This window comes from Pseudarthrobacter sp. B907 (genome assembly GCF_040137805.1).
Classification (GTDB): Bacteria; Actinomycetota; Actinomycetes; order Actinomycetales; family Micrococcaceae; genus Arthrobacter.
Genome location: NZ_JBEEQE010000003.1, coordinates 231,274 through 255,726 on the forward strand (window position 1 = coordinate 231,274; position 24,453 = coordinate 255,726).

General features: G+C 68.0%; 24 protein-coding genes. 14 read left to right on the forward strand and 10 right to left on the reverse strand.

Going from position 1 to position 24,453, the window contains the following annotated elements; all coding sequences use genetic code 11:
* Positions 1-7: 7 nt before the first annotated feature.
* Positions 8-556, reverse strand: a complete 549-nt coding sequence (locus ABLI39_RS04080) for a DoxX family protein (RefSeq protein WP_349412141.1) — start codon at positions 554-556, stop codon at positions 8-10.
* Positions 557-804: 248 nt separating this feature from the next.
* On the opposite strand from ABLI39_RS04080, the gene ABLI39_RS04085 reads away from it, so the two are divergent.
* Together ABLI39_RS04085 and rsrA are read left to right on the forward strand one after the other, a co-directional pair.
* Positions 805-1,623 (forward strand): sigma-70 family RNA polymerase sigma factor, encoded by an 819-nt coding sequence (locus tag ABLI39_RS04085; protein ID WP_349412142.1) that lies wholly within the window; start codon positions 805-807, stop codon positions 1,621-1,623.
* On the forward strand, positions 1,620-1,892 hold the full coding sequence (gene rsrA, locus ABLI39_RS04090) for a mycothiol system anti-sigma-R factor (RefSeq protein WP_146337138.1): 273 nt from the start codon (positions 1,620-1,622) through the stop codon (positions 1,890-1,892). Before ABLI39_RS04085 ends, rsrA begins: the two co-directional genes overlap by 4 nt.
* A gap of 106 nt (positions 1,893-1,998) precedes the next feature.
* Here the strand turns inward: rsrA and ABLI39_RS17390 are convergent, their stop codons facing one another.
* The 5 genes from ABLI39_RS17390 to ABLI39_RS04110 all read right to left on the reverse strand — a co-directional run bounded on the left by ABLI39_RS17390 (position 1,999) and on the right by ABLI39_RS04110 (position 8,303).
* The gene (locus tag ABLI39_RS17390; protein WP_369299106.1) at positions 1,999-2,073 is read right to left on the reverse strand and encodes a 50S ribosomal protein bL37; all 75 of its coding nucleotides are present in this window, start codon (positions 2,071-2,073) and stop codon (positions 1,999-2,001) included.
* Positions 2,074-2,168: 95 nt separating this feature from the next.
* Positions 2,169-2,780 carry a PadR family transcriptional regulator gene (locus ABLI39_RS04095; protein WP_349412143.1) on the reverse strand — a complete coding sequence of 204 codons (612 nt, stop codon included), beginning with the start codon at positions 2,778-2,780 and terminating at the stop codon, positions 2,169-2,171.
* Complete coding sequence (locus ABLI39_RS04100) at positions 2,780-3,607, reverse strand: DUF4097 family beta strand repeat-containing protein (protein ID WP_146337143.1); 828 nt, start codon at positions 3,605-3,607, stop codon at positions 2,780-2,782. The genes ABLI39_RS04095 and ABLI39_RS04100 overlap by 1 nt, the downstream gene beginning before the upstream one ends.
* Positions 3,608-3,754: 147 nt before the next feature.
* The gene (locus tag ABLI39_RS04105) at positions 3,755-4,354 is read right to left on the reverse strand and encodes a GDSL-type esterase/lipase family protein (protein WP_146337144.1); all 600 of its coding nucleotides are present in this window, start codon (positions 4,352-4,354) and stop codon (positions 3,755-3,757) included.
* 130 nt (positions 4,355-4,484) lie between these two features.
* On the reverse strand, positions 4,485-8,303 hold the full coding sequence (locus ABLI39_RS04110) for a multifunctional oxoglutarate decarboxylase/oxoglutarate dehydrogenase thiamine pyrophosphate-binding subunit/dihydrolipoyllysine-residue succinyltransferase subunit (RefSeq protein WP_349412144.1): 3,819 nt from the start codon (positions 8,301-8,303) through the stop codon (positions 4,485-4,487).
* A gap of 261 nt (positions 8,304-8,564) precedes the next feature.
* Between ABLI39_RS04110 and ABLI39_RS04115 the strand changes: the two genes are divergently transcribed.
* The 6 genes from ABLI39_RS04115 (at position 8,565) to ABLI39_RS04140 (ending at position 15,552) form a co-directional block, all read left to right on the forward strand.
* Positions 8,565-10,031: a GuaB1 family IMP dehydrogenase-related protein gene (locus ABLI39_RS04115; protein WP_349412145.1), complete on the forward strand. Its 1,467-nt coding sequence runs from the start codon at positions 8,565-8,567 to the stop codon at positions 10,029-10,031.
* A gap of 263 nt (positions 10,032-10,294) precedes the next feature.
* Complete coding sequence (locus ABLI39_RS04120) at positions 10,295-11,656, forward strand: hemolysin family protein (protein WP_349412146.1); 1,362 nt, start codon at positions 10,295-10,297, stop codon at positions 11,654-11,656.
* Positions 11,653-12,714 carry a hemolysin family protein gene (locus ABLI39_RS04125; RefSeq protein ID WP_349412147.1) on the forward strand — a complete coding sequence of 354 codons (1,062 nt, stop codon included), beginning with the start codon at positions 11,653-11,655 and terminating at the stop codon, positions 12,712-12,714. The genes ABLI39_RS04120 and ABLI39_RS04125 overlap by 4 nt, the downstream gene beginning before the upstream one ends.
* 104 nt (positions 12,715-12,818) lie before the next feature.
* On the forward strand, positions 12,819-13,784 hold the full coding sequence (locus tag ABLI39_RS04130; RefSeq protein ID WP_349412148.1) for a metal ABC transporter solute-binding protein, Zn/Mn family: 966 nt from the start codon (positions 12,819-12,821) through the stop codon (positions 13,782-13,784).
* Between the two features lie 64 nt (positions 13,785-13,848).
* Positions 13,849-14,664, forward strand: a complete 816-nt coding sequence (locus ABLI39_RS04135; RefSeq protein WP_349412149.1) for a metal ABC transporter ATP-binding protein — start codon at positions 13,849-13,851, stop codon at positions 14,662-14,664.
* Positions 14,665-15,552: a metal ABC transporter permease gene (locus tag ABLI39_RS04140; protein WP_349412151.1), complete on the forward strand. Its 888-nt coding sequence runs from the start codon at positions 14,665-14,667 to the stop codon at positions 15,550-15,552.
* 51 nt (positions 15,553-15,603) lie between these two features.
* On the opposite strand, the gene ABLI39_RS04145 is transcribed toward ABLI39_RS04140, so the two are convergent.
* Positions 15,604-16,128: a Fur family transcriptional regulator gene (locus ABLI39_RS04145; RefSeq protein WP_349412152.1), complete on the reverse strand. Its 525-nt coding sequence runs from the start codon at positions 16,126-16,128 to the stop codon at positions 15,604-15,606.
* A 79-nt stretch (positions 16,129-16,207) separates the two neighbouring features.
* On the opposite strand from ABLI39_RS04145, the gene ABLI39_RS04150 reads away from it, so the two are divergent.
* Positions 16,208-16,864 (forward strand): MBL fold metallo-hydrolase, encoded by a 657-nt coding sequence (locus tag ABLI39_RS04150; RefSeq protein WP_349412153.1) that lies wholly within the window; start codon positions 16,208-16,210, stop codon positions 16,862-16,864.
* Here ABLI39_RS04150 and ABLI39_RS04155 read toward each other — a convergent pair.
* Complete coding sequence (locus ABLI39_RS04155; protein WP_349412154.1) at positions 16,861-17,958, reverse strand: PLP-dependent cysteine synthase family protein; 1,098 nt, start codon at positions 17,956-17,958, stop codon at positions 16,861-16,863. The two genes, ABLI39_RS04150 and ABLI39_RS04155, sit on opposite strands and share 4 nt — an antisense overlap.
* A gap of 64 nt (positions 17,959-18,022) precedes the next feature.
* Here ABLI39_RS04155 and ABLI39_RS04160 point away from each other — a divergent pair, with 64 nt between their 5' ends.
* Positions 18,023-18,868: a sulfurtransferase gene (locus tag ABLI39_RS04160; RefSeq protein WP_349412155.1), complete on the forward strand. Its 846-nt coding sequence runs from the start codon at positions 18,023-18,025 to the stop codon at positions 18,866-18,868.
* 28 nt (positions 18,869-18,896) lie between these two features.
* On the opposite strand, the gene ABLI39_RS04165 is transcribed toward ABLI39_RS04160, so the two are convergent.
* Positions 18,897-20,354 carry an HNH endonuclease gene (locus ABLI39_RS04165; protein WP_349412156.1) on the reverse strand — a complete coding sequence of 486 codons (1,458 nt, stop codon included), beginning with the start codon at positions 20,352-20,354 and terminating at the stop codon, positions 18,897-18,899.
* A gap of 160 nt (positions 20,355-20,514) precedes the next feature.
* Between ABLI39_RS04165 and ABLI39_RS04170 the strand changes: the two genes are divergently transcribed.
* Together ABLI39_RS04170 and ABLI39_RS04175 are read left to right on the forward strand one after the other, a co-directional pair.
* Positions 20,515-21,006: an RNA polymerase sigma factor gene (locus tag ABLI39_RS04170; RefSeq protein ID WP_349412157.1), complete on the forward strand. Its 492-nt coding sequence runs from the start codon at positions 20,515-20,517 to the stop codon at positions 21,004-21,006.
* Positions 21,003-22,058, forward strand: coding sequence for a CU044_5270 family protein (locus ABLI39_RS04175; protein ID WP_349412158.1), 1,056 nt, complete (start codon positions 21,003-21,005; stop codon positions 22,056-22,058). Before ABLI39_RS04170 ends, ABLI39_RS04175 begins: the two co-directional genes overlap by 4 nt.
* Positions 22,059-22,089: 31 nt before the next feature.
* On the opposite strand, the gene ABLI39_RS04180 is transcribed toward ABLI39_RS04175, so the two are convergent.
* Entirely contained in the window at positions 22,090-22,740 is a 651-nt protein-coding gene (locus tag ABLI39_RS04180) for a LysE family translocator (protein WP_349412159.1), read from the reverse strand.
* 121 nt (positions 22,741-22,861) lie between these two features.
* Between ABLI39_RS04180 and ABLI39_RS04185 the strand changes: the two genes are divergently transcribed.
* Positions 22,862-24,025: an NAD(P)-dependent alcohol dehydrogenase gene (locus tag ABLI39_RS04185; RefSeq protein ID WP_349412161.1), complete on the forward strand. Its 1,164-nt coding sequence runs from the start codon at positions 22,862-22,864 to the stop codon at positions 24,023-24,025.
* Complete coding sequence (locus ABLI39_RS04190; protein ID WP_349412162.1) at positions 24,022-24,450, forward strand: HIT family protein; 429 nt, start codon at positions 24,022-24,024, stop codon at positions 24,448-24,450. Before ABLI39_RS04185 ends, ABLI39_RS04190 begins: the two co-directional genes overlap by 4 nt.
* The last annotated feature ends 3 nt before the right edge of the window (positions 24,451-24,453 follow it).

Genomic DNA, 24,453 nt, shown 5'->3' on the forward strand with positions numbered 1-24,453 from the left:
TGACGCTCTAGGCTCCGACGGCGTGGTCGACGGCCTTACGGACAGCCTTATCGGCCTTCTTCAGCTTTTTGCCGGTGGTCTTCCGGGCGTCCGCGGCGAGATGGGCGGTGGTCTTCCGCGCGTCGGCGGCGAGGTGCTCGGCGCGCCAGGCCAGGCTCGGCTTGCCGGCGGTGTCCACGGAGGCGAGCAGCACTCCGCCGGTCAGTGTGACGTTCTTCAGCAGCTGCTTGCGCCGGGCGTCGCGGGCCTCCTTGGAGGAGATGTCCGCACTGCGCCATTCCACGTACGCGTTGAGCGCCGAGATGGCGGCCAGTACGGTCGCGGCGAGGCGGGCGGACTTGCCGAGGGCGAAGAGGACGCCGGCGCCCACCTGGGTGCCGCCGATCACGCGGGCCAGGACCTTTTCATTTGTCTGGAACGGCAGCGACTCGGCCGCGCGGCGCAGCAGGGGGGAGAGCTGCGTCGCAGTGTCATCCGCATTCCGTAGCTTGTCCATGCCTGCGAGCACGAAACTGGAGGCGAGCATGGGCCGGGCAAGAAAGCGGACAAAGGACATGAATTTCCTCCTGGATGGACGAACCGCGGACGCTGTGCGGGAGAACCGGTTCTAGTCTTGCACTTTTGCGGAATATTTGCCCGTTGTGCGGGGTTGTGCAAAGAGTCTAGAGGCGAGTCGAGGAAGGCGGAATTTTGGTCCTGGTAAAGGAATCCGGGCTGCTGGAAGCAGCCGACGCTGACCCTTGGGCGCTGGCCCTGGCAGGGGCTATCAGCACGCCCCGGAAGGTGACAGTAGACTTGAACGCAATGAGCACCATGGATCCGGCCGTTGCGGCCATGCACGAGGTTGCCGGAAACGACGACGCCCAGCCCGCCAAAACTTCTCCCGCCGAACCTTCCGCGGATGGGGCAACTGCCGCCCGTGCGGCAGCGGAGTCCGCAGCCGCTGAAGCCGCCGCCGTGGAAACCGTCGCGGCGGACGGCAGCGGCCAGCCGCTGGACACCGCGGCCGAGACCGACGACGAGCGGCGCGTCCGCTTCGAGCGCGATGCCATGCAGTACGTGGACCAGCTGTATTCCGCGGCCATGCGGATGGCGCGGAATCCGGCGGACGCCGAAGACCTGGTCCAGGAGGCCTACACCAAGGCGTTCTCGGCCTTCCACCAGTACAAGCCGGGGACAAACCTCAAAGCGTGGCTGTACCGGATCCTCACCAACACCTATATCAACCTTTACCGCAAGCGCCAGCGCGAACCGCTGCAGTCCAACTCGGACACCATCGAGGACTGGCAGCTGGCACGGGCCGAGTCGCATACCTCCACCGGGCTGCGTTCGGCCGAGGCGGAGGCACTGGACCATCTGCCGGATTCCGACGTCAAGCGGGCCCTGCAGGCGATCCCGGAAGAGTTCCGGCTGGCCGTCTACTTCGCCGACGTCGAGGGGTTCGCGTACAAGGAAATTTCAGACATTATGAACACCCCGATCGGAACCGTAATGTCCCGGCTGCACCGCGGCCGGCGCATGCTGCGGGACATGCTGGCCGACTACGCGGCCGAGCGGGGATTCAGGGCCGCGGGCGATCCCGCCGCGGCGGCCGAAAGCAAGAATCAGGAGAACGGGAAATGAGCGACTGCCAGGGACTGGGCGACTGCGACGACACCAGGATGCAGCGCATCTACGAGTACCTCGACGGTGCCCTGACACACGAGGACATCGCCGAGATCAAGGAGCACCTGGACGAGTGCCCGGAGTGCCACGAGCAGTACGACCTTGAATGCGTCATCCGGGTCATGGTGAAGCGCTCCTGCACCGAGGCCGCGCCGGAGAACCTCAAGAACTCCATCCTGGACCGGATCCACTCGATCCGCCCGGTTGAGGCCGACGCCGGGGCCTGAGCGCCGCCGCCGCGCCGAAACAGCGAACACCCAGCACAGCGAAAGACCCCGGGAACCGTGAGGTTTCCGGGGTCTTTTGCTTAAAGCTTCAAATCCAAGCCGTGGCTTAGGTGTTGGGGCGCTTACCGTGGTTCGCGCCGCCACGCTTACGGTCACGACGTTTACGTGCACGCTTGCTCATAGCTGGCCTCCTTAATCTTGGTACTCAAAAGAGCTGCCCTCAAGTCTCCCACATCAGCGGACCCGCCGCGAACCGAAAGCCGGCCCGGCGGGGCCTCAGCCGTCCAGCGAGTTCCTGATCGAGATCCGGGCCTGGTCCAGGACCGTCTTGACCGTTTCGAGCGTGACCGGAGTGACGGGGCTGGCGCCGGCGTGCCGGCGCAGCTCCACCCGGATGTCGTCCCGGAAGGACTGCACCAGCATCTCGGCTTCCCGCAGCCGGCGGTCGCCTTCCTTGGAGTACCGGGCCGCCGCGGGGGAGGCGCCGCTGCGGGCCGTGGAGCGGGCGGCCTCGGCCGTGGCGGCCAGGTCGGCGCGGAGCCCCTGCATGTTGACCCGGATGTCCTGGCGCAGCTGGTCCGCCAGCCGCCGGACCGAGGCGGAGATGTCGTTTTCGACCCCGGCCAGTTCCTCGCGGCGCCGGTTGAGCTCCACGAGTCCTGCCGGGGTGATGCTGTAGTTGGTCCGCCGGCCCTCCGTGTGGGTGGCCACCAGCCCTTCCTCCTCCAGCTTGGCCAGCCGCGGATAGATTGTTCCGGCGCTGGGGGAGTAGGTCCCGCCGAAGCGCTCGCTCAGTGCCTTGATGAGCTCGTAGCCGTGCTTGGGTCCGGGCTCCAGCAGGGCCAGCAGGTACAGCCGCAGGGCGCCGTGGGCAAAGACCGGCGGCATTACAGCCCCGCTTCGGTGTCCGTGCCGGGCCCGCGGTGGAAGATCGAGGTCTTCCCTGATACTGAGTTGGTCCGGACCAGCATGAGCTTGGCGTCCGGGCCGGCGATGGTCTGGACGGACCCGCCGGGTTGGGCGTACTTCAGCTCGTCGATCACCACCGCGCCGCTGGCCGACTTGGCGATGATGTCTACGCCGACGTCGTGCGGCAGCCGGATGGTGACGTCGCCGGAGACCGAGTTGGCGCCGAAGTCCTGGGTGAAGCCGTGCAGGTCGAAGCTCAGGTCGCCGCTGACGGTGTTGGCGCGGATGTTGCTGAATTCGCCGGAGGCGGTGACCTCCCCGGAGACGCTCTTGGCGGTCAGGACGCCGTGGTGGTTGCGGGCAATCACCTCGCCGCTGACGGTGCTGACGGCCAGCTCGCCGGCGGTGCCGTCGGCCAGGACCGAGCCGGAGACGGTGTTCAGCCGGGTGTGGCCGGTGAGGCCGGAGACCATGCCGTCGCCGCTGACGGTGCCGGCCTCCACGTCCACGCCGGCGGGCAGGGCGATGCTGATGACCACACTGTTGCTGGAGTTGTTGTTGACCGTGCCCATGAGGTTCTTGAACCAGCCTTGCGGGCCGTGCAGCTGGTGCCGCACTTCGAGGCGGCCCTCGGTCAGGCTGACCGCGAGCGGATCGCCGTCGACCTCGGAGACCTCGATCCGGGCCACGGACTCATCGTGCGTGACGATGTCGAAGCGGCCGCGGACAATGCCGAGCTTGAGCGAGCGGACGCCGTCGACGTCGATGGTCTGGGGACCGGTAACGGTCCAGGAGTTCTGTTCCATGCTTCCTCCGGATGCGGACGGGTGCGATCAGGCGAGCCTCTTTGCTTGCGATATATCGCGACTATGGAAACACGATATATCGCACCTCGGGAGCGGTCAAGATATATCGCGAAAGAACTTTTCCCGCGCCCGGCGGGACCGGGAGGGCTACTCCGGGGCGTCCATGCCCAGCCACTGGAACCAGCCGCGGTGCAGGACCAGCCAGGCCATCAGCCCGTAGCCGGCCTGGCCCGGCGTCCCGCCGTTGGCTGCGAGGTCCTGGCGCCACTGCTCGTGGTTCAGCAGCGGGGAGAAGGTGTCCACGTAGAGATGCTTGCGGCGGGTGGTGACGTCGGCGAAGGCGGTGTTGAGCTCGCCGAGCCGGCGGTTCTGCGCCGGATCCAGCGTCGGCGGCGGCCCGACGACGAACACCTCGATCTTGTTCTGCGACGCGGAATCGAGGATGTTGGCGAGGTTGAGCCGGCTGCGGGCGGTGGAAAGCCCGAATTCGATGTCGCGGCCGGACAGTCCGATCACGAGGCGGTTCTCGTGCTGTGGGCCGAAGCGCCGGCCGGCCTCCTCGAGCCAGCGCTCGGCGAGGCCCTCGGTGCCTTCCTGCGGGCAGGGCAGGGAGTAGCTTTCCAGGCTCAGGCCGTCCTGCGGCGTGCGGGCCAGCACCCGTCCCAGCCAGCCGAGGGCCCGGGGGTCGCCCAGGCCGGCCAGCAGCTCATCTCCAACGGCCGCGATCCGCAGCTTCCGATCTTCCACGACTACCTCTTCATTCCCAATGCCGGATCCGGTCCGTGTGCCGGCGGTGCCCGGTGCGCCCGATGGATGCGTTAAACGAAGCTGCCCGGCCGGAGTCGTGGTGGTCCACTTCCGGCCGGGCAGCCTGGCCCTACTTACGTGCGAAAGCCTGCTTGAGCAGGGTATCCTGTTCGGCTGCGTGGCGCTTCATCGACCCGGCCGCGGTGGAGGCCGAGGCGGGGCGGGAGACGAGGCGCAAGCGGCGGTCCAGCGCCTCCGGCAGGTTCAGCCCGATGAACGGCCACGGGCCCTGGTTGGCAGGCTCGTCCTGCGCCCAGACCACGTCGGCGTTCGGGTACTTGGCCAGCTCGGCGGCAATCTCCTCGGCGGGCAGCGGGTAAAGCTGCTCGACGCGGACGATCGCCGTCGTGGTGTCGCCGGTCTTCTGGCGGGTGGACAGCAGGTCGTAGTACAGCCGGCCGGAGACCAGCAGTACGCGTTCGACGGCGTCGGCCTGCAACTGCTCGTGCTCCGGGATGACCGGGCGGAAGGTCCCGGTGGTGAAGTCCTCCACCGAGGACGCGGCGGCCTTGAGGCGCAGCAGCTGCTTCGGGGTGAAGATGATCAGCGGCTTGCGCGGCCGGCTGTACGCCTGGCGGCGGAGCAGGTGGAAGTGCGAGGCCGGCGTCGTGGGGTTGGCCACGATCATGTTTTCCTCGGCGCACAGCTGCAGGAAGCGCTCGATGCGTGCCGAGGAGTGGTCCGGGCCCTGGCCCTCGTAGCCGTGCGGCAGCATCAGCACCAGCGAGGAACGCTGGCCCCACTTCTGCTCGGCGGAGGAGATGAACTCGTCAATGATGGTCTGTGCGCCGTTGACGAAGTCGCCGAACTGCGCCTCCCAAAGCACCAGGGCATCGGGACGCTCCACCGAGTAGCCGTATTCGAAGCCCATGGCCGCGTATTCGGAGAGCAGCGAGTCGTAGATCCACAGCTTGGCCTGGTCCTCGGAGAGGTTGCCCAGCGGCATCCACTCGTCGCCGTTGGCGCGGTCGTGGAACACGGCGTGGCGCTGCACGAAGGTGCCGCGGCGCGAGTCCTGGCCGGCGAGCCGGACCGGGACGCCCTCCATGGTGAGCGAGCCAAAGGCCGCGAGTTCGCCGAAGCCCCAGTCGATGCCGCCTTCGCGGGACATCAGTTCACGCTTCTCCAGCAGCTGCTTGAGCTTGGCGTGGACCGTGAAGCCGTCGGGGAACTCGACGTGCGCCTTGCCGATCCGGGCCAGCATCTCGGCGGAAATCGCGGTGGATTCCGGGGCGCTGACGCCCGAGTCGGACTGCTGGGCGGACGGCCGCTCGAGATCGGACACCGCGGCGGAATCGGCGGTGACGATCGGGATCGGCGAGGTCTGCGCGGCGTGGGTCTCGGCGAAGACGCGCTCGAGGCGTTCCTGGTAGTCGCGGAGCAGCTGCTCGGCTTCTTCCTCGGTGATGTCCCCGCGGCCGATCAGCGACTCGGTGTAGAGCTTGCGGACCGACCGCTTGGCCTCGATCAGGTTGTACATCAGCGGCTGCGTCATCGAGGGGTCGTCGCCCTCGTTGTGGCCGCGGCGGCGGTAGCAGACCATGTCGATGACAACGTCCTTGTGGAACCGCTGGCGGAACTCGTAGGCGAGCTGGCCGATGCGGACCACGGCCTCCGGGTCATCGCCGTTGACGTGGAACACCGGCGCCTGGATCATCTTGGCGACGTCCGTGGAGTAGGTGGAGGAACGCGAGGACGACGGCGCCGTGGTGAAGCCGACCTGGTTGTTGACGACGACGTGGATGGTGCCGCCGGTGCGGTAGCCGCGCAGCTGCGAGAGGTTCAGGGTTTCCGCCACAACGCCCTGGCCGGCGAAGGCCGCGTCGCCGTGGACCATGATCGGGAGCACGGGGAAGGACTCGCCCTGGTCGAGGCGGTCCTGCTTGGCGCGGACGATGCCCTCGAGCACGGAGTCCACGGCCTCGAGGTGCGAGGGGTTGGCGGCGAGGTAGACCTTGGTCTCCTTGCCGTTGTCGGAGGTGAAGGTGCCCTCGGTGCCGAGGTGGTACTTCACGTCGCCGGAACCCTGGACGGAGCGCGGATCCTGGGTGCCCTCGAATTCGCGGAAGACCTGCGCGTAGGTCTTGCCGGCGATGTTGGTGAGCACGTTGAGCCGGCCGCGGTGGGCCATGCCGATGGCCACCTCGTCGAGTCCGTCGTCGGCCGCGTCGGAGATGATGGCGTCCAGCAGCGGGATCAGCGACTCGCCGCCCTCGAGCGAAAAGCGCTTCTGGCCGACGAACTTCGTCTGCAGGAAGGTTTCGAAGGCCTCGGCAGCGTTGAGCTTGGAGACGATCCGGAGCTGCTCGTCGCGGCTCGGCTTGGAGTAGGGGTGCTCCAGCTGGTCCTGGAACCACTTGCGCTCGGCCGGGTCCTGGATGTGCATGTATTCGATGCCGGTGGTGCGGCAGTAGGCATCACGCAGGACGCCGAGGATGTCGCGGAACTTCAGCATCGGCTTGCCGCCGAAGCCGCCGGTGGGCCATTCGCGGTCCAGGTCCCACAGCGTCAGGCCATAGGTCAGGACGTCCAGGTCCGGGTGCTTGCGCTGGACGTACTCCAGCGGATCGGTGTCCGCCATGAGGTGGCCGCGGACGCGGTAGGAGTGGATCAGCTGCTGGATCCGGGCGACCTTGTTGATCTCGTCCGCCGGGTCCACCTGCAGGTCCGGGCTCCAGCGCACGGGCTCGTACGGGATGCGCAGGGACTCGAAGATCTCGTCGTAGAAGTTCTGCGCGCCGAGCAGGAGCTGGTGCACAAGCTTGAGGAACTCGCCGCTGCCGGCACCCTGGATGACGCGGTGGTCATAGGTGGAGGTCAGCGTGAGGACCTTGCTGATGGCGTTGTGCGCGATGATCTTCTCGCTGGCGCCCTGGAACTCGGCCGGGTAGTCGAGTGCGCCGACGCCGATGATGGCGGCCTGGCCCTTGGACAGGCGGGGGACCGAGTGCACGGTGCCGATGCCGCCGGGGTTGGTCAGCGAGACTGTGGTGCCGGAGTGGTCGTCGGCGGTCAGCTTGCCGTTGCGGGCGCGCTTGATCAGGTCCTCGTAGGTGTGCCAGAACTCGGAGAAGTTGAGGGTCTCCGCCTTCTTGATGTTCGGGACCATCAGCAGGCGGGTGCCGTCCGGCTTGGGCATGTCGATGGCGATGCCGAAGTTCACGTGGGCGGGCTGGACGGCGACGGGCTTGCCGTCGACCTCGTCGTAGTACACGTTCATCGAGGGGAACTGGGCCAGTGCCCGGATGACGGCGTAGCCGATCAGGTGCGTGAAGGAGACCTTGCCGCCGCGGGCGCGGGCCAGGTTGGAGTTGATGACCACGCGGTTGTCGATCAGCAGCTTGGCCGGAATGGCCCGGACGCTCGTCGCGGTGGGCACCTCCAGGCTGGTCACCATGTTGGCGGCAATGGCCTTCGCCGGTCCGCGCAGCACGGAGACGACGTCTTCCTCCGGGGCGGTGGGGGCCTTGATGTTCTTGGGCAGCTGGGCCGGGATGGGCGCGGTGCCGGCGCCGGTGTCGGCGGACCTGGCGCCGTCGCGGGCAACGGTGGCCGGGGCCTTTTGGGCGGCGGCGGGGGCGGCGGGAGCCGCAGCGGTAGCGGCCGGGGCGGCCGGAGCGGGTGCTGCCGGTGCGGCAGCAGCGGGCGCAGCTGCCTTTGCGGCGGCCGGGGCTACGACCGGAATCTCACGGGTGGACGGGTTCGCGACGGCCGTTGCCGAGGCGCCGTTGGTCGAAGAACCGTCACTGGCATCGAAGGATTTGAAGAGCGGCCACCACTTGGCATCCACCGTGTTCTTATCCTGCTGGTACCGCTCGTACAGTTCGTCAACGAGCCACTCGTTTCCGCCAAATTCCTCGGGTAGACGGTGGCTTGGCTGCTCTGGCACTTGAAATACGCCTCTTCCATGAGTTTGATTCCCGCTGGTTTCCACGGTGCCGCAGCACGTCAATCGAACCAGTTCTCCGCGTCCAGTGAACCCAGACCCATGCCAGTCTAGTGACGATTCCGGCCAAACCGCCAATAAGGGTGACTCAAATCATCCGGCAGCCGTGAAGCTGTCCGGCCGGCCCCGCCGGAGCCGCTGCCGGGCCGCAACCGGGCTCGCCTAGAATCACAACAGAGAACCCCTTTTCAGCGAGGAGCAAACGTGCGTTTCCTGAGTGAGCCGACCACCGACCTGACCTATTCCGACCTGTTCCTGGTGCCGTCCCGCTCGGACGTCACCTCGCGGCTCGATGTGGACCTGGCGGCGGACGACGGCACCGGCTCCACCATCCCGCTGGTCGTGGCGAACATGACGGCGGTGACCGGGAAGCGGATGGCCGAGACGATGGCGCGCCGCGGCGGCCTGGCCGTGCTGCCCCAGGACGTGCCGCTGGACGTGCTCCGGAGCGTGACCGCCTGGGTCAAGGCACGCCACGCCGTGTTCGAAACGCCGGTAAGCCTGCGCGCCTCGAACACCGTGATCGACGCCCTCCACCTGATGGGCAAGCGGCCGCACGGGGCGGCGGTGGTGGTCGACGACGCCGGCGCCGTTGCCGGTGTGGTCCGGGCCGCCGACTTCGAGGGCCAGGACCGCTTCGCGTCGCTGGGCTCCGTGATGCGCCACCAGCCACTGGTGCTGGATGCCGCGGAGTTCGACGACGCCGCCGGCCCCGGTGCTGCCGCGCCGGCCCTGCGCCGGGCGTTTGACGCCATGGATGCCGCCGGAACCGACTTCGTTCCGGTGCAGCAGGACGGGGCCCTGGCCGGCGTCCTGACGCGCAAGGGTGCCCTGCGTTCCACCCTGTTCCGGCCGTCCCTGGACGGCGACGGCGCGCTCAAGGTGGCCGCCGCCGTCGGGATCAACGGCGACGTCGCCGGCCGCGCCGCCGAACTGCTCGCCGCCGGCGTCAATGTACTGGTGCTGGACACCGCCCACGGCCACCAGCAGAAGATGTTCGATGCCCTGGCCGCGGTCCGGAGCCTGGACCCGGGCGTCCCGGTGGTGGCAGGCAACGTCGTCACCGCAGAGGCCACGCGGGAGCTGATCCAGGCGGGCGCGGACATTGTTAAGGTCGGCGTCGGGCCCGGCGCCATGTGCACCACCCGGATGATGACGGCCGTGGGCCGGCCCCAGTTCTCCGCGGTGCTGGAATGTTCGGCGGCTGCGCGCGCGGCCGGCGGCCGGGTCTGGGCCGACGGCGGGGTCCGGTACCCCCGCGATGTGGCGCTGGCGCTCGCCGCCGGCGCAAGCCAGGTCATGATCGGCTCCTGGTTCGCCGGGACGCATGAGAGCCCGGGGGACCTGCAGCTCGACGCTGGCGGCCGCCAGTACAAGGAGAGCTTCGGGATGGCCTCGGCGCGGGCCGTGCAGAACCGCATCCAGCGCGAGGGCGCGTTCGAAAAGGACCGCAAAGCCCTCTTCGAAGAGGGTATCTCCACCTCCCGGATGTACCTCGACGCGGCCCGCCCGGGCGTGGAGGATCTGCTGGACATGATCACCGCGGGACTGCGCAGCTCCATGAGCTACGCCGGCGCGGCCGACCTGGCCGCGTTCCGGGAGCGCGCCGTGGCCGGCATCCAGTCCGCGGCCGGCTACGAGGAGGGGCGCCCGGTCCCGCAGAGCTGGTGACCCGCAGGCTGTAGACTGAAATTCTTATGGACAGTAAATCTAGGTGCCGGCCTGGGGGCTGTCAGCGCGGAACGGAATCCGTTCCCGCCCAGTCCACCCGCAGAGCCGGCAAACCCCGTTCACGTGCCCATCATTCCGCTGCGCGACACCGGACTGTGTCCGGACGCAGCGCCTTACCGGAAACCGGGTCGGCCGCAGCCGACCATCCTCCGCCGGGACGTTTCCCCCGGCCCTCACTCCGGCCCTTCGAAGCGGGCCGCTAAATGGAGTGGCTACTTCTCGGAGCGGGAGTGCTCCTTATCCTCGGCACCGGCTTCTTCGTCGCCGTCGAATTCTCCTTGGTCGCGCTCGACCAGGCCACCGTGCAGCGGGCCGTCGACAACGGCGACACCGGCGCCGCCCCGCTGCTCAAATGCCTCAAATCCCTCTCCACCCAGCTCTCCAGCTGCCAGCTCGGGATCACCCTGACCACGCTGCTCACCGGCTACGTGATGGAACCGTCGGTGGGGAAGCTGCTGGAAGGCCCGCTGACCGCCCTCGGCCTGCCGGAAGCGGGCGCCACGTCGGTCTCGCTGGTGCTCGCGATGGTGCTGGCCACGCTGCTGTCCATGCTGATCGGCGAACTGGTCCCGAAGAACATGGCCATCGCGCTCTCGTTCCAGGTCGGCAAGGCCCTGGCCCGGCCCCAGCTGGTGTTCACGGCGAACTTCAAGCCGGCCATCGTGGTGCTCAACGGCTTCTCCAACAAGGTCCTGAACGTCTTTGGCCTCGAAGCCAAGGAGGAGATTTCCGGTGCCCGCACCCCGGCGGAGCTTGCCTCGCTGGTGCGCCGCTCGGCCGCGATGGGAACCCTGGACGAACGGACCGCCAACTTCATCTCCCGGACCCTGAAGTTCTCAGGACGGACGGCGGCGGACGTGATGACCCCCCGGATCCGGGTGGAAACCATCGACAGCCACCAGCCGGTCTCGGACATCGTGGAGGCCGCCAAACGCACCGGCTACTCACGCTTCCCCGTGATCGGTGAATCCTCGGACGACATCCGCGGCGTGGTCCACATTAAGAAGGCCATCGCGGTCCCGGTGGACCGCCGGGCCAACCTGGAAGCCGGCGCCATTATGACCGAGGTGCTGCGTGTGCCCGAAACCATCCACCTGGACGGCCTGCTCGCCGAACTGCGCGAAGGGAACCTGCAGCTCGCGGTGGTGCTCGACGAATACGGCGGAACCGCCGGGATCGCCACGCTGGAGGACCTCGTGGAGGAAATCGTCGGGGAAGTGGCCGACGAACACGACAAGGTCCGCCCCGGCTTGCTGCAGAGCGCCTCGGGGGACTGGTACTTCCCGGGCCTGCTGCGCCCGGACGAACTCTCCGAACAGATTCCGGGCCTGACCGTGCCGGACGAGGCGACCTACGAAACCGTCGGCGGCTACGTGATGAGCCAGCTCGGCCGGATCGCGGCCGTGGGCGACACGGTCGACGTCGGCGGCGGAAAACTGAGCGTGACCCGGATGGACGGGCGCCGGATCGACCGTATTTGTTTCAAGCCGGCTCCGCCCGAGCCCGAGCGGCACACCGGGCGCAACGGGCGCATTGACGCTGCCGGAAAGGCCGGTGCCTCATGAGCGACTGGCTGGGAATCCTGTGGCTCGCGGTGCTGCTGCTGGGCAATGCCTTCTTCGTTGGGGCCGAATTCGCCGTGATGTCCGCCCGGCGCAGCCAGATTGAGCCTCTCGCCGAGTCCGGGTCCAAACGGGCCCAGACCACGCTGCGGGCGATGGAAAACGTCTCGCTCATGTTGGCCTGCGCCCAGCTGGGCATCACGGTCTGCTCCCTGCTGATCCTGCAGGTGGCAGAGCCGGCCATCCACCACCTGATGGCGGTCCCGCTGGGGGCGGTCGGCGTGCCGACCGAGATGGCCGACGTCGTGGCGTTCGCGATTGCCCTGCTAGCGGTCACGTTCCTGCATGTGACCTTCGGCGAGATGGTGCCGAAGAACATTTCGGTGTCGGTCGCGGACAAGGCGGCCCTGCTGCTCGCGCCGCCGCTGATGTTCATTGCCCGCGCGGTCCGGCCCGTCATCGTGGCCCTGAACTGGTCGGCGAACCACATCCTGAAACTGATGCGGATCGAACCGAAGGACGAGGTCACCTCCTCCTTCACGCTTGAGGAAGTCCAGTCGATCGTGCAGGAGTCGACCCGCCACGGCCTCGTGGACGACGACGCCGGCCTGATCACCGGTGCGCTGGAGTTCTCCGAGCACACGGCTTCCCAGGTCATGGTGCCGCTGGAGAAGCTCGTAATGCTCAAGGCCGCCACGACGCCGGAAGAGTTCGAGAAATCGGTGAGCCGGACCGGGTTCTCCCGGTTCCCGATGCTCGACGACGACGGCATGCTCTCCGGCTACCTCCACATCAAGGACGTGCTCTCGATCCCGGAAGCCGGCTACCAGCACCCGATTGCCGAAAGTCGCATCCGTTCGCTGGCCAACCTGGCCATGGACGATGAGATTGAAAAGGCGATGTCGGTCATGCAGCGCACGGGCTCGCACCTTGCCCGGGTGATCGGCCCGGACGGGCACACCCAGGGCGTGCTGTTCCTCGAGGACGTCATCGAGGAACTGGTCGGCGAGATCCGGGACGCCACCCAGGCCACCGGTTACCGCCGGCTCGGGCAGGAATAGGGGAGCCGGCAACACGGGTCTGACCCTAAATAGGAATGATTCCCATTTAGGGTTAGACTCGTTGTATTGCTAATGCTTCTCAATAACAGATCCGAGGTATCCCCGTGCGCCGTTCCGCCGCCGCAGTTGTCCTAGCCGGCCTCAGCAGCCTTCTGCTGACCGCATGCGGCCCGACGTCGGGCGGCGACCGGCCCGGTGCCGGCGACGGTGTGGTGGAGGTGGTCGCCTCCACGAGTGTGTACGGCGACATTGTCCGCAGCGTCGGCGGCGAAAAAGTCCGGGTGACTTCGATCATCAACCGGACCAGCCAGGATCCGCACTCCTACGAGGCCACCACGCAGGACAAGCTCGCCGTCTCCAAAGCCGAACTGGTCGTGGAGAACGGCGGGGGCTATGACGACTTCCTGCACAAGCTGGCCGAGGACAGCGGGCTGCAGGACAAGAACCTGCTCAACGCCGTGGACGCCTCCGGGCTGGCCTCCGCTGAAGCCTCCTCCAGCCCGGCCTCGCACGACGCCGACGGCCACAGCCATGCCCCCGCGGGATTCAACGAACACGTCTGGTACAGCACGGCCGGGATGAGCAAGGTGGCGGACGCGCTGGCCGAGAAACTGGCCGCGCTGGAGCCATCCTCCGCAGCCGACTTCCGGAACAACGCCACGGCCCTGAAGCAGAAACTCGCTGGCCTGGACACCCGCCTCGCGGACCTCAAGGCCACCTCGGCACACGGCGGGGTCGCCGTCACGGAGCCCGTCCCGCTCTACCTGCTGGAAGCAGCGGGCCTGGAGAACCGGACGCCCCCTGAATTCAGCGCCGCCATTGAGTCCGGCTCGGACGTTCCGCCCGCCGTGCTGCGCTCCGCCGTCGACGTCGTGAAGTCCGGCGGGATCCGCCTGCTGGCCTACAACCCGCAGACGGAAGGCCCGCAGACGCTGGCGCTCAAGGACGCGGCCGTGGCCGCGGGCGTTCCGGTAGTGGACTTCGGCGAGACCCTGCCGGAGGGCAAAGGATACCTGCAGTGGATGTCCGACAATGTGGACGAGCTGGCCAAGGCCCTCGGCCGGGCCTAGCCGGGCCTAAGATAGTCGCAACGGCGTGGCCCTCCGGCCTGCGCAGAAATCGAGGAAAACCCAGTTGACACCCGTAGTAAGCCTGCGCGGAGCCTCCCTGAAGTTCGGCACGAGGACCCTGTGGGAGAACCTGGACCTGGACATCAATCCGGGGGAATTCTTCGCCGTCCTCGGCCCGAACGGCAGCGGCAAGACCACTTTCCTCAAGGTCCTGCTGGGGCTGCAGGAACTGACTTCCGGCACCGCCGTCCTGGCCGGAGCGCCGATTGCCCGGGGCAACCCGCGGATCGGCTACATCCCGCAGCAGGAATCCCTTGACCCGGACACGCCCCTGCGTGCCCGGGACCTCGTCGGCCTCGGGGTGGACGGCCACCGCTGGGGGATCCGGCTCGGCGGGGCGAAGGTGAACCGCAAGATCGACGGGCTTCTCGAACAGGTTGGCGCCCTCGACTACGCAAAGGTCCCGGTGGGCCAGCTCTCCGGCGGCGAGCAGCAGCGGCTTCGAGTGGCGCAGGCCCTCGCGACGGACCCCAGCGTCCTGCTCTGCGACGAGCCGCTCCTCTCGCTCGACCTGCAGCACCAGCAGGCGGTCAGCGCGCTGATCAACGAGCAGTGCCACGAGCAGAAGAGTGCCGTGGTGTTTGTGACGCACGAGATCAACCCGATCATGGACTACGTGGACCGTGTCCTCTACCTCGCCGGCGGCCGTTTCAAGGTGGGCACCCCCGGGGAAGTCATGACCACCGAGGTGCTCTCCAAGCTTTACGGCAGCCGTGTGGAAGTGATCCACGCCAACGGCCGGATGATCGTGGCAGGCATTCCGGACGGCGCCACCCACCACCACGAGGACGCCCACGCGATCGCAGGGGAGGTCGGCTAGATGGACCTGGACAGCCTGCTGCACTCAATTTTCAACTTCGAGAACTACGGCGAACTGCTCGTGCTGGTGCAGAACTCCATCTGGGCCGGCGCGGTGCTCGGTCTGCTCGGCGGCCTGGTGGGCACCTTCGTGATGAAGCGCGATCTGGCCTTCGCGGTGCACGGCATCTCCGAGCTCTCCTTCGCCGGGGCCGCCTTTGCCCTGCTGGTCGGTGCCGACGTGGTGCTCGGCTCCCTCGCCGGATCCGTGGTGGCGGCGCTGCTGCTGGGCCTGATGGGTGTCCGGGCCCGCGACAAGAACTCGACCATCGGCGTGCTGATGCCCTTCGGCCTGGGCCTGGGCATCCTCTTCCTCTCGCTCTATGAAGGCCGGGCGGCGAACAAGTTCGGCCTGCTGACCGGCCAGATCGTGTCCGTCGGCACGGTGCAGCTGCAGGTGCTCGCCGGCGCCGCCGTCGTCGTGATGCTGGCGCTGGTGGCCATCTGGCGGCCGCTGACTTTCGCGAGCGTGGACCCCGCCGTCGCCGCCGCGCGCGGCGTCCCGGTCCGGGCCCTGGCGCTCGGGTTCATGCTGCTGCTGGGCGTGAGCGTTGCCCTGTCCATCCAGATTGTGGGCGCCCTGCTCGTGCTGGCGCTGCTGATCACCCCGGCCGCCGCGGCCCTGCGGGTGACTTCATCGCCGCGGCTGGTGGTGCTCCTGAGCATCGTCTTTGCCGTGACGGCGACGGTGGGCGGCATCCTGCTGGCCCTCGGGGGAAGACTTCCCATCAGCCCGTACGTGACGACGCTGTCCTTTGTGATCTACGTGGTGTGCCGCGTGATCGGCGGCATCCGGGCGAAGCGCGGTCTGAACGGCCGGGTGGTTCGGCCCGTCCCGGTGCCGGCTTAGTTTCCGCCGCCGGGTGCGGAGCCTGGTGGCCGGCCGTGGCCGCGCCGCGCGTTAGCTGCCGGCGCGCAGGGCGGTGCACTCGGGGCACAACCCGAAGATCTCCACCGTGTGCTCCACCGCGGTGAAGCCGTGCTCGCTGGCGATCCGCGCGGCCCAGGCTTCGACGGCGGGCGCCTCGACCTCGACGGCCTTGCCGCAGTTGCGGCAGAGCAAGTGGTGGTGGTGGCCGGTGACGGCGCACCGACGGTAGACCACCTCGCCGTCGGCGTTCCGCAGCACGTCCACGAGGCCGTCGTCGGCGAGGGACTGCAGGATTCGGTAGGAGGTGGCGAGGGAGACCGAGGTGCCGCGCTCCTGCAGGATGCGGTGCAGTTCCTGGGTGCTGACGAAGTCGTCCAGTTCGTCCAGGGCTGCGCTGACGGCCAGCCGCTGCTTCGTGACGCGCTGTTCTTTGCCCGGTTCCTTGCCGGCGGGCTGTTCCTTGGCTCCGGCCACGGCTGGTGCTTCGGCCGGTGCCTGGCTGCCGCCGGTGGTGGCGCGCTGGGACATGGGGAAACTCGCTTCGCTGTGGGTCATGCTGCGGGTAAGAGCAGGGTCCCAGATTACCAGCCGGGCACCGTGGACACCGCTTCGGAGGGCACCATAGGCTGGCCGGATGAAGCTGACGAAATTCACCCATGCCTGTGTCCGGATCGAAAAGGAAGGGCGGGTGCTGGTGCTGGATCCGGGAACCTTCTCCGAAACGGACCAGGCCCTCGACGGCGCGGCCGCCGTGCTGATCACCCATGAACACGCGGACCACATCGACGTCGACGCTGTCTCGGGTGCATTGTTGGCCAGCCCGGAACTGCAGCTGTTCGCGCCCGCCGGCGTGGCCGCGGAGCTCAAAGGCAAGGCGCCCGAGGCAGCCGGGCGGATCCACACGGTGGGAGCCGGGGAGTCCTTCGAGGCGGCCGGCTTCGCCGTTCGGAGTTTTGGCGGTCAGCACGCCCTCATCCATCCGCAGATCCCGGTGGTCGCGAACATCGGCTATCTGGTGGACGCCAACGTCTACCACCCGGGGGATTCCTTCGCCATCCCGGACGGCATCGAGGTACAGACCCTGCTGGTGCCGATCCACGCGCCGTGGAACAAGGTGGGCGAGGTCGTGGACTTCGTCATCGGCGTCCGCGCGCCGCGGGCTTTCCCGATCCACGATGCCCTGCTGAACGACGCCGGACGCGGTCTGATCGAGGGACACGTGACCAGGATCGGCGCCCGGTACGGCACCGAATACCGCCACCTCGCCAGCGGCGAATCCGTGGAGCTTTAGCCCGCCGGCCAGGTTCCGCTAGCGAAAAATTCCCGGATGGTGGCCTCGTGGGGTGCCGGGTCCATGCCCTGGGTCTGCAGCCACCCGGCGCTGTAATAGTTGCCGGTGTAGCGGTCGCCGGCGTCGCACATCAGCGAAACGACGCTCCCGCGGCTGCCTTCGGCGATCATATGGGCGATGAGCTGCCACACGCCCCAGAGGTTGGTGCCGGTGGACGGGCCGGCGTGCAGGCCCGCGTGTTCGCGCAGGTGGCGCATGGCGGCCACGGAGGCGGCATCCGGCACCTGGATCATGTGGTCGATGACGGCGGGCACAAAGCTCGGCTCCAGCCGCGGCCGTCCGATGCCCTCGATTCGGGAGGGCATGCCGGCGGCGTCCGAGGCCGCGTCGCCGTCGCGGTCGGCCAGCCAGCCGGGAAAGAACGCGGAATTCTCGGGATCGACGACGGCGAGGCGGGTGTCGTGCCGCTGGTAGCGCAGGTAGCGGCCGATCGTGGCGCTGGTTCCGCCGGTGCCGGCTCCCACGACGATCCAGCGGGGGACCGGGTGCTCCTCGAGTGCCAGCTGGCCGAAGATCGACTCGGCGATGTTGTTGTTCCCCCGCCAGTCCGTGGCGCGCTCGGCGTAGGTGAACTGGTCCATGTAGTGGCCGCCGGTGCGGCGGGCCAGGTCCTCGGCGGCCGCGTACACCTCGGAGGCGTGGTCCACTAGGTGGCAGGAGCCGCCGAACTGTTCGATCAGCGCGATCTTTTCGCGACTCGTGGTCCGGGTCATCACCGCGATGAACGGCAGCCCGAGCAGCTGGGCGAAATAAGCCTCGGAGACGGCCGTGCTGCCGCTGGAGGCCTCGACGATGGTGGTGTCTTCGCGGATCCAGCCGTTGACCAGCCCGAACAGGAACAGTGAGCGGGCCAGACGGTGCTTGAGGCTGCCCGTGCGGTGGGTTGATTCGTCCTTGAGATACAGCTGGACGCCCCAGTGCTCGGGCAGCGGCACCGAGTAGAGGTGCGTGTCGGCGGATCTGTTGTTCTCGGCATTGATCCGGCGGATGGCTTCGTCGGCCCAAACCCGGTCCTGCTGGCGCACTCTTGTCACCGCACCAGCCTACCCGCGGCGCCCGCTGCCGATCGCCCGGGCGGCTCACGGTTAGAGTGGGCGGATGGACACCCTTATGACTGTGGGCGAGCTCAAGGGCCGGCTGGACTCCGGCGCGCGGACGGTGCTGCTGGACGTCCGCTGGGCGCTCGGCGACCCGCACGGCCGGGAACATTATCTTCAAGCGCATCTCCCCGGCGCGGTCTTTGTGGACCTCGCCATCGAGCTGGCCGGCCCCGCCGATCTGAGCCGGGGCCGCCACCCTTTGCCGCCGCTGGACCAGTTTCAGCAGTCCGCGCGCTCCTGGGGCATCCGGGACGGTGACGTGGTGGTGGCTTACGACGACACCGGGAACCTTGCCGCTGCCAGGGTTTGGTGGATGCTGCGCAACGCAGGCTTCCCCTCCGTGTGCCTGCTCGACGGCGGCCTGGCCGCCTGGCGCGCGAAGGGGCTCGACGTCGAGAGCGGTGAACCCGGCGTGGAGGCCGGCGACGTCGTGCTGTCCGACGGCGCCATGCCGGTGATCGACGCTGCGGAGGCGGACGGCTGGTCGCGCGAGGGTCTGCTGCTCGATGCCCGTGCCGGTGAGCGGTACCGGGGCGAGATCGAACCCGTGGACCCCCGTGCCGGACACATTCCCGGCGCCGTGAGTGCGCCCACCACCGCGAACCTGGCGGCGGACGGCCGCTTCCTGCCATCTGCCGCGCTGCGCGAACGCTTTGCCGCGTTGGGCGTGCACGCCGGAGAGCCCATCGCCGTGTACTGCGGCTCCGGAGTGACCGCGGCCCACGAGATCGCGGCGCTGGAAATCGCCGGCTTTTCCGCAGCCCTGTATCCGGGATCATTCTCGGAGTGGTCCAACAACCCGTCGAACAGCGTAGTCACCGGCGCTACTCCCGACGGCGACTAGCTCCTGCTGCGCGGCAGAACGGCGCAGGCTACGCCGCCGGCTGCACTACCGGGTGGGAACGCACCACTGCTTTCGTCCGGTGCGTGCGCTTTGCCTTGTGCCTGAGTTTCCTTGTCCTGAGCGGCCTTGGAGGTTCAGCGGTGTCGCCGTCGTCCCTGGTTCGGCGAGGCCGCTGGGTGGCAGGCGTTCCCGGCAGCGGTGGTGCGGTGGAGTGGTAGCTGTGGCCGGTCGGCGTCGTGAGTTGGAGTGTGTGGCGGGGTCCCGGCATTGTCTGGGCGCTCCAGCCGGGGGTTTCTTTGGTGTGGTTGCAGGCTTCGCAGAGTCCGGCGCCGTTGCTGAGGTTGGTGGTGCCGCCGTTGTGCCAGGGGATGATGTGGTCCAGGTGGCGGATGGGGGCGTCGCAGTACGGGGTGCGGCAGGTGTGGTCGCGGGCCTGGATTAAGCGGCGGAGTCCGGGCGGGAAGAGACGGGCGCGGGAGTCCATGGCGACGAGGTCGCCGGTGGCTGGGGCGGTGTAGAGCCTGCGGAGCCAGATCCGCATTGCGTGGTCCTCGTCCTGGGTCTGCTCCAAATCCGGGACGGCCAGTGTGCGGGCCCATCCGGCGGGGACGATGCCGTAGCCGGGGAGCCGGGCGGGTTCGCTGTCGCCTTGGAAGAGGGTGTGGTCGGTCATGACAAGGTGGATTTCGATGCCGCTGATTCCGCCGGCCTTGCCGGTGGTGCGTTCGACGAGTGTGTCGGCCATCAGTTGGCCGCGGGTGCGGGGGTCGCCGTCGGAGCGGGCGGCATCGGCCTGCCGGGTCAGGGCGGCGTGGACGGCGACCCCTGCCGCGACGGGGAGCAGGGCGGTGAGGTAGCACATGGTGTCCGGGGCCGGGCGGAGACTGACGTGGCGTTCGGCCTCGGCGTGTGCGGCACGTTGCGTGACGGAGCGTGGGTCGCGCCGGTAGGCGGCCGCCTTCGCCGCGGCGACGATGGCCCGGTCGCCCGCCCCGCTGAAAGTCCCGGTGTCGGGGGAGAGTTCCTCGTCCACGGCGGCGCGGTCGGCGGCGGACAGGCACGCGGTTTCCCGTACCAGCAGGGTGGCGCGCCATTCGTTCAGCTGGCCGGTTTCGAGGGCGGCGAGGGTGTGCGGCATTTCGGTGACGAGGGCCTTGGCCAGGCCGAGGAGCCGGCTGCCCTTGGCGGGGGATTCGCGCCGGGCGAGGGCGATCTGCGCGCCCACACCGGCTCCGAGCTGCTCGGCGGGCAAACCGGCGTCGGCTTGTGCGCGGCGCTGGAGCAAATCGAACGCGACGGATAGACGGGCCTGGCGGGCGGCCAAGGCAGACTTCTGGTCCTCCAGCTTGCGTATTTCGTCGATGAGGCCCGCTGCAGTGGCCCGAGCGGGCCCCGCGGCCAGGATCCGGGCGAGGTCTGTGACCGTCACGCCGCCAATAGGTGGCGGGTCTGCCAGAACCTTGTGGAGCTCCTCTTTGCCTTCCATAGACTCCAGTTTTCCAGCTACCTCTGACAGAAAAGGCTCCCATGGAAGTGACGCCGGACCCGGTTGCAGAAATCTTTTTGAGCCCGGTCGTTACACTTTCGGTGATGCCGGACATTAACGGGGTATGAGCTTGCAAGCAGTCCGGAGGGAACCCGGGAAATTGGAACGGGAAAAGCGCTTTTTGGCGGCGCACGCAGCCGGCCATGACCGTATCTACCGCTACTTTCGACGAAGAACAGCGGACGCCGCCACCGCAGAGGACCTGTGTTCCGACGTTTTCAGGATCGCGTGGGAAAGGCTCGCCGGCAGCGGCGAATTGTCTGTCATGGTTCTTTTTGGCGTAGCCAAGAATGTCCTGCGGAACCACGAGCGCTCTGCCTCCCGGTCCGCAAACCTCCTTGGCGCGCTCCAGGCTGAACGGCGGGACGAAGCCCTCAACCACGATTCCCCGGTTCGGGATGCCCTGGACCGGCTCAGTCCGGACGACCGGGAAGTCCTGCTCTTGAGCTACTGGGACGGCTTCACGTCCAAGGAGATTTCCGACCTGCTCAACACCAGTGCCACGGCGGTCAGGATGCGCCTGCACAGGGCACGCAAGGCCCTGAGCCACATCATTCACGCACAGCCACCGGCAGAAGGTGCAGAACTATGAACACAAAGACAAGCGCTGACAAGGTTCGACGTCGGTTGGCTTCCGTTGATCCGGCAGCACACGTCACCGAGGATGAATTGAACCGGAGCCGTGAGCGCTCCCTGGCCGCCATGCAGGTCGAAGCGCCTCAAGAGGGCGAAGCGGCCCCGTACCCCGCGGTGACAGATCTCTCCGCCCGGCGTTCGAGCCCTGCGCGCTGGCTAACGTCGGCCGCCGCCGCTGCGGTGGTCGCAGCGCTGATCGCGGGAGACGTCGTCGGCCTTGCCGGCTGGCGCGGCGGAGCCACCGCGCAGGCCGCCGAGGTCCTCAACAACGCCGCACAGATGACGATCAAAACGACTGATCCGGTGGTGGGGCCGGGCCAGTACCTGCGGATCAAGAGCACCAACGTCTGGGGCACGAATACCTACGAGCAGGACGGATCCCAGTACCGGTGGCTGGATACGGAAAAATCGGACCTGTACATTCCCGCTGACCGCTCTGCTGAATGGGTGTGGCAACGAGGGGGACGCGTGCCTACGACCTTCTTCGATGCCGAATCCAAGGACTTCGCTCTCAAACAGAACATACAGCCGTCGCCGGAGCTACTGCGCGCGCGCAATGGAGCCTTCTACGGAAGCCCGGGCGGGTGGATGTCCACGGACCTGGCCAGGTTGCCCCGCGATCCCTACCGGCTGCTGAATAGCATCTACAAACAGACCCTGGGGCACGGACAGTCCGTCGACGGTGAAGCGCTGGTGTTTATCGCGGACCTCTTGAGGACCGGCGTCGTCCCTGCCGACCTGCGGGCCGCCCTCTACAAGGCCGCGGCCATGATTCCTGGGGTGACAGTCACCGAAGGGCAAGCCAACTTGGACGGCCGCAAGGGTGTCGCCATCGGACGCCTCGAGGATGGGCCCGCCAAATCACGGCAGGAGATCATCATTGACCCCCAGACCGGACTGATGATCGGAGAACGGTCGGTTCTTACCCAGGCCCAGGAGGGCTTTCCTGCGGGAACCGCATCGACCTGGACCGCCATCGAAACGTCCGTCAGCAATACGGCGCCCTAGCCAGGGCCAGCCGCAGAAGGCGTGGCCTGGACTAGTGGCCCGGCTCTAGCGCGAGCTTCAGCCCGAAACCAACCAGGACCGTTCCCGTGATCCTGTCGATCACCCGGATACTCCGGGCACTCTTGAGCCACTTGGAGGCGAAACCGGTTGCGAAGATCAGCAACGCGAACCAGAGCATGGAGAGGACACAGTGGACGCCGGCCAGCAACATACCCATCAACAAGGGAGCGGACCCGGACGGAATGAACTGGGGGATGGTGGCGATGTAGAACACCCCGACTTTGGGGTTCAGTAGATTGGTGCCCGCGCCCGTGAGCCAACCCCTCCAGAGCTGGCCCCCCTCGACCGCAGGCTCGGACGTTGCGGTGGCCGCCGCCGTCCCCTCACCTTTGCGCCAGCTCTTCCAAAACAACGAAAGGCCCAGCCACACCATGTAGGCCGCGCCGGCGAGCGTCAGGAGGCGGTACGCGACCTCGGAGGCCGCCAGCAGGGCCGAAACCCCCACCGCCGCCGCCATGCCCCACACCATGGCGCCCGTACCGATGCCCAGGGCGGTGGCAAAAGCGAAGCTTCGGGACCGGGAAATCGAGGAGCGCAGCACCAGCGCGGTGTCGATGCCGGGCACCAGGGTCAGCAGTCCGGCGACAACGGCGAATGAGAGTACGGCCTGATAGACGGTCACGATCCTAGGATAGAGCGGCGCACGGCAAGTTCTCGCGAAGTCGTCCGCGCGGGCCCGGCGCCGTGGCAGTCCGCGCGGCCCAAAGTGGCACGGAAACCGCTCCCGGGGGTAGCGTCAAACCATGACTCCCGGACGCCCCGTACCGCCGCCCCTCGCCAAGCCGCTTCCCGACCTGAACGACAGCAACGACGCCGACGCCGGCAACGGATCCACCCTCGCCGCCGCCTACGGTGCCACGTCCAGCGTCAGCGGCCTGGTGCCGCTGACGGTGGCCCGGCGTGCGCCCAAGGAGGACGACGTCGAGATCGCCGTCGAGTTCTGCGGACTCTGCCACTCGGACGTGCACGCCACCCGAGGGGAATGGGGCACCCAGCACTACCCCCTCGTCCCGGGGCACGAAATCGTGGGCCGCGTCAGCCGGGTCGGCTCCGCTGTCGACGACTTCGCCGTCGGTGAGCGCGTCGGCGTCGGCTGCCTGGTTGACTCCTGCCGCGAATGCGACAGCTGCCTCGACGGCCTCGAGCAGTACTGCGAAAACGGCATGACCGGAACCTACGGTGCCAAGGACCGGCGCAACGGCGATGCCATTACCCAGGGCGGCTACTCCACGTCGATCGTGGTGGACCGCAACTACGTGCTGCGGGTCCCGGAGGGCATGGACCCGGCCGCGGCGGCTCCGCTGCTCTGCGCCGGCATCACCACCTATTCGCCGCTGAACCACTTCGAGGTCGAGGAGGGCGACGCCGTCGGCGTCGTCGGACTCGGCGGCCTCGGCCATATGGCCGTCAAGATCGCCAAGGCGATGGGCGCGGAGGTGACCGTCTTCACGACGTCGGAGGCGAAGTTTGCGGCGGCCCGCGAGCTGGGCGCCGACCACGTGGTCCTGTCCACGGACCCGGCCGCCATGGAGGCCGCGGACCGCAGCCTCGACGTCATCATCGACACCGTCGCCGCGCCCCACGACCTCAACCCCTACTTCAAGACCCTCCGCGTCGACGGGGCGCTTTTCCAGCTGGGCCTGCCCTCCGAGGCGATGCCGCCGGTCAATCCCGGCGCGCTCATCCGGCGCCGGATCGCGTACGCGGGCTCGCTGATCGGCGGCATCGCCGAGACCCAGGAGATGCTGGACTTCTGCGCCGAACACGGTGTGCTGTCCGAGATCGAGCTGGTCCGCGCGGACCAGCTCAACGAGGCCTACGACCGCATGGTGGCAGGCGACGTGAAGTACCGGTTTGTCCTGGACGCCAGCACCCTGGGGTCCCCGGCGGAAAAGGCGGATGCATGAGCACCCTGTTCACCAAGATCATCAACGGCGAGATCCCGGGCCGTTTCGTCTGGCGCGAGGATGACGTCGTCGCGTTCCTGACCGTGGGCCCGCTGGCCGACGGGCACACTCTCGTGGTGCCCGCCCAGGAAGTGGACCGCTGGACCGATGCCCCGCCCGAAGTCCTGGCCCGGGTGATGGAGGTGGCCCGCAAGATCGGCGCCGTCCAGGTGGACGTGTTCGACGCCGCCCGGGCCGGCCTGATCGTCGCCGGCTACGAGATCAACCACCTGCACGTGCACGTGTGGCCATCCAACTCGATGGCGGACTTCGACTTCGGCTCCGTGGACCAGCACCCGGACCCCGCGCGGCTGGACGCCAACGCCGAGAAGCTGCGCGAGGGCCTGCGCAAAGCCGGCCACGCGGAGCACGTCCCGGAGGTGTAGGCG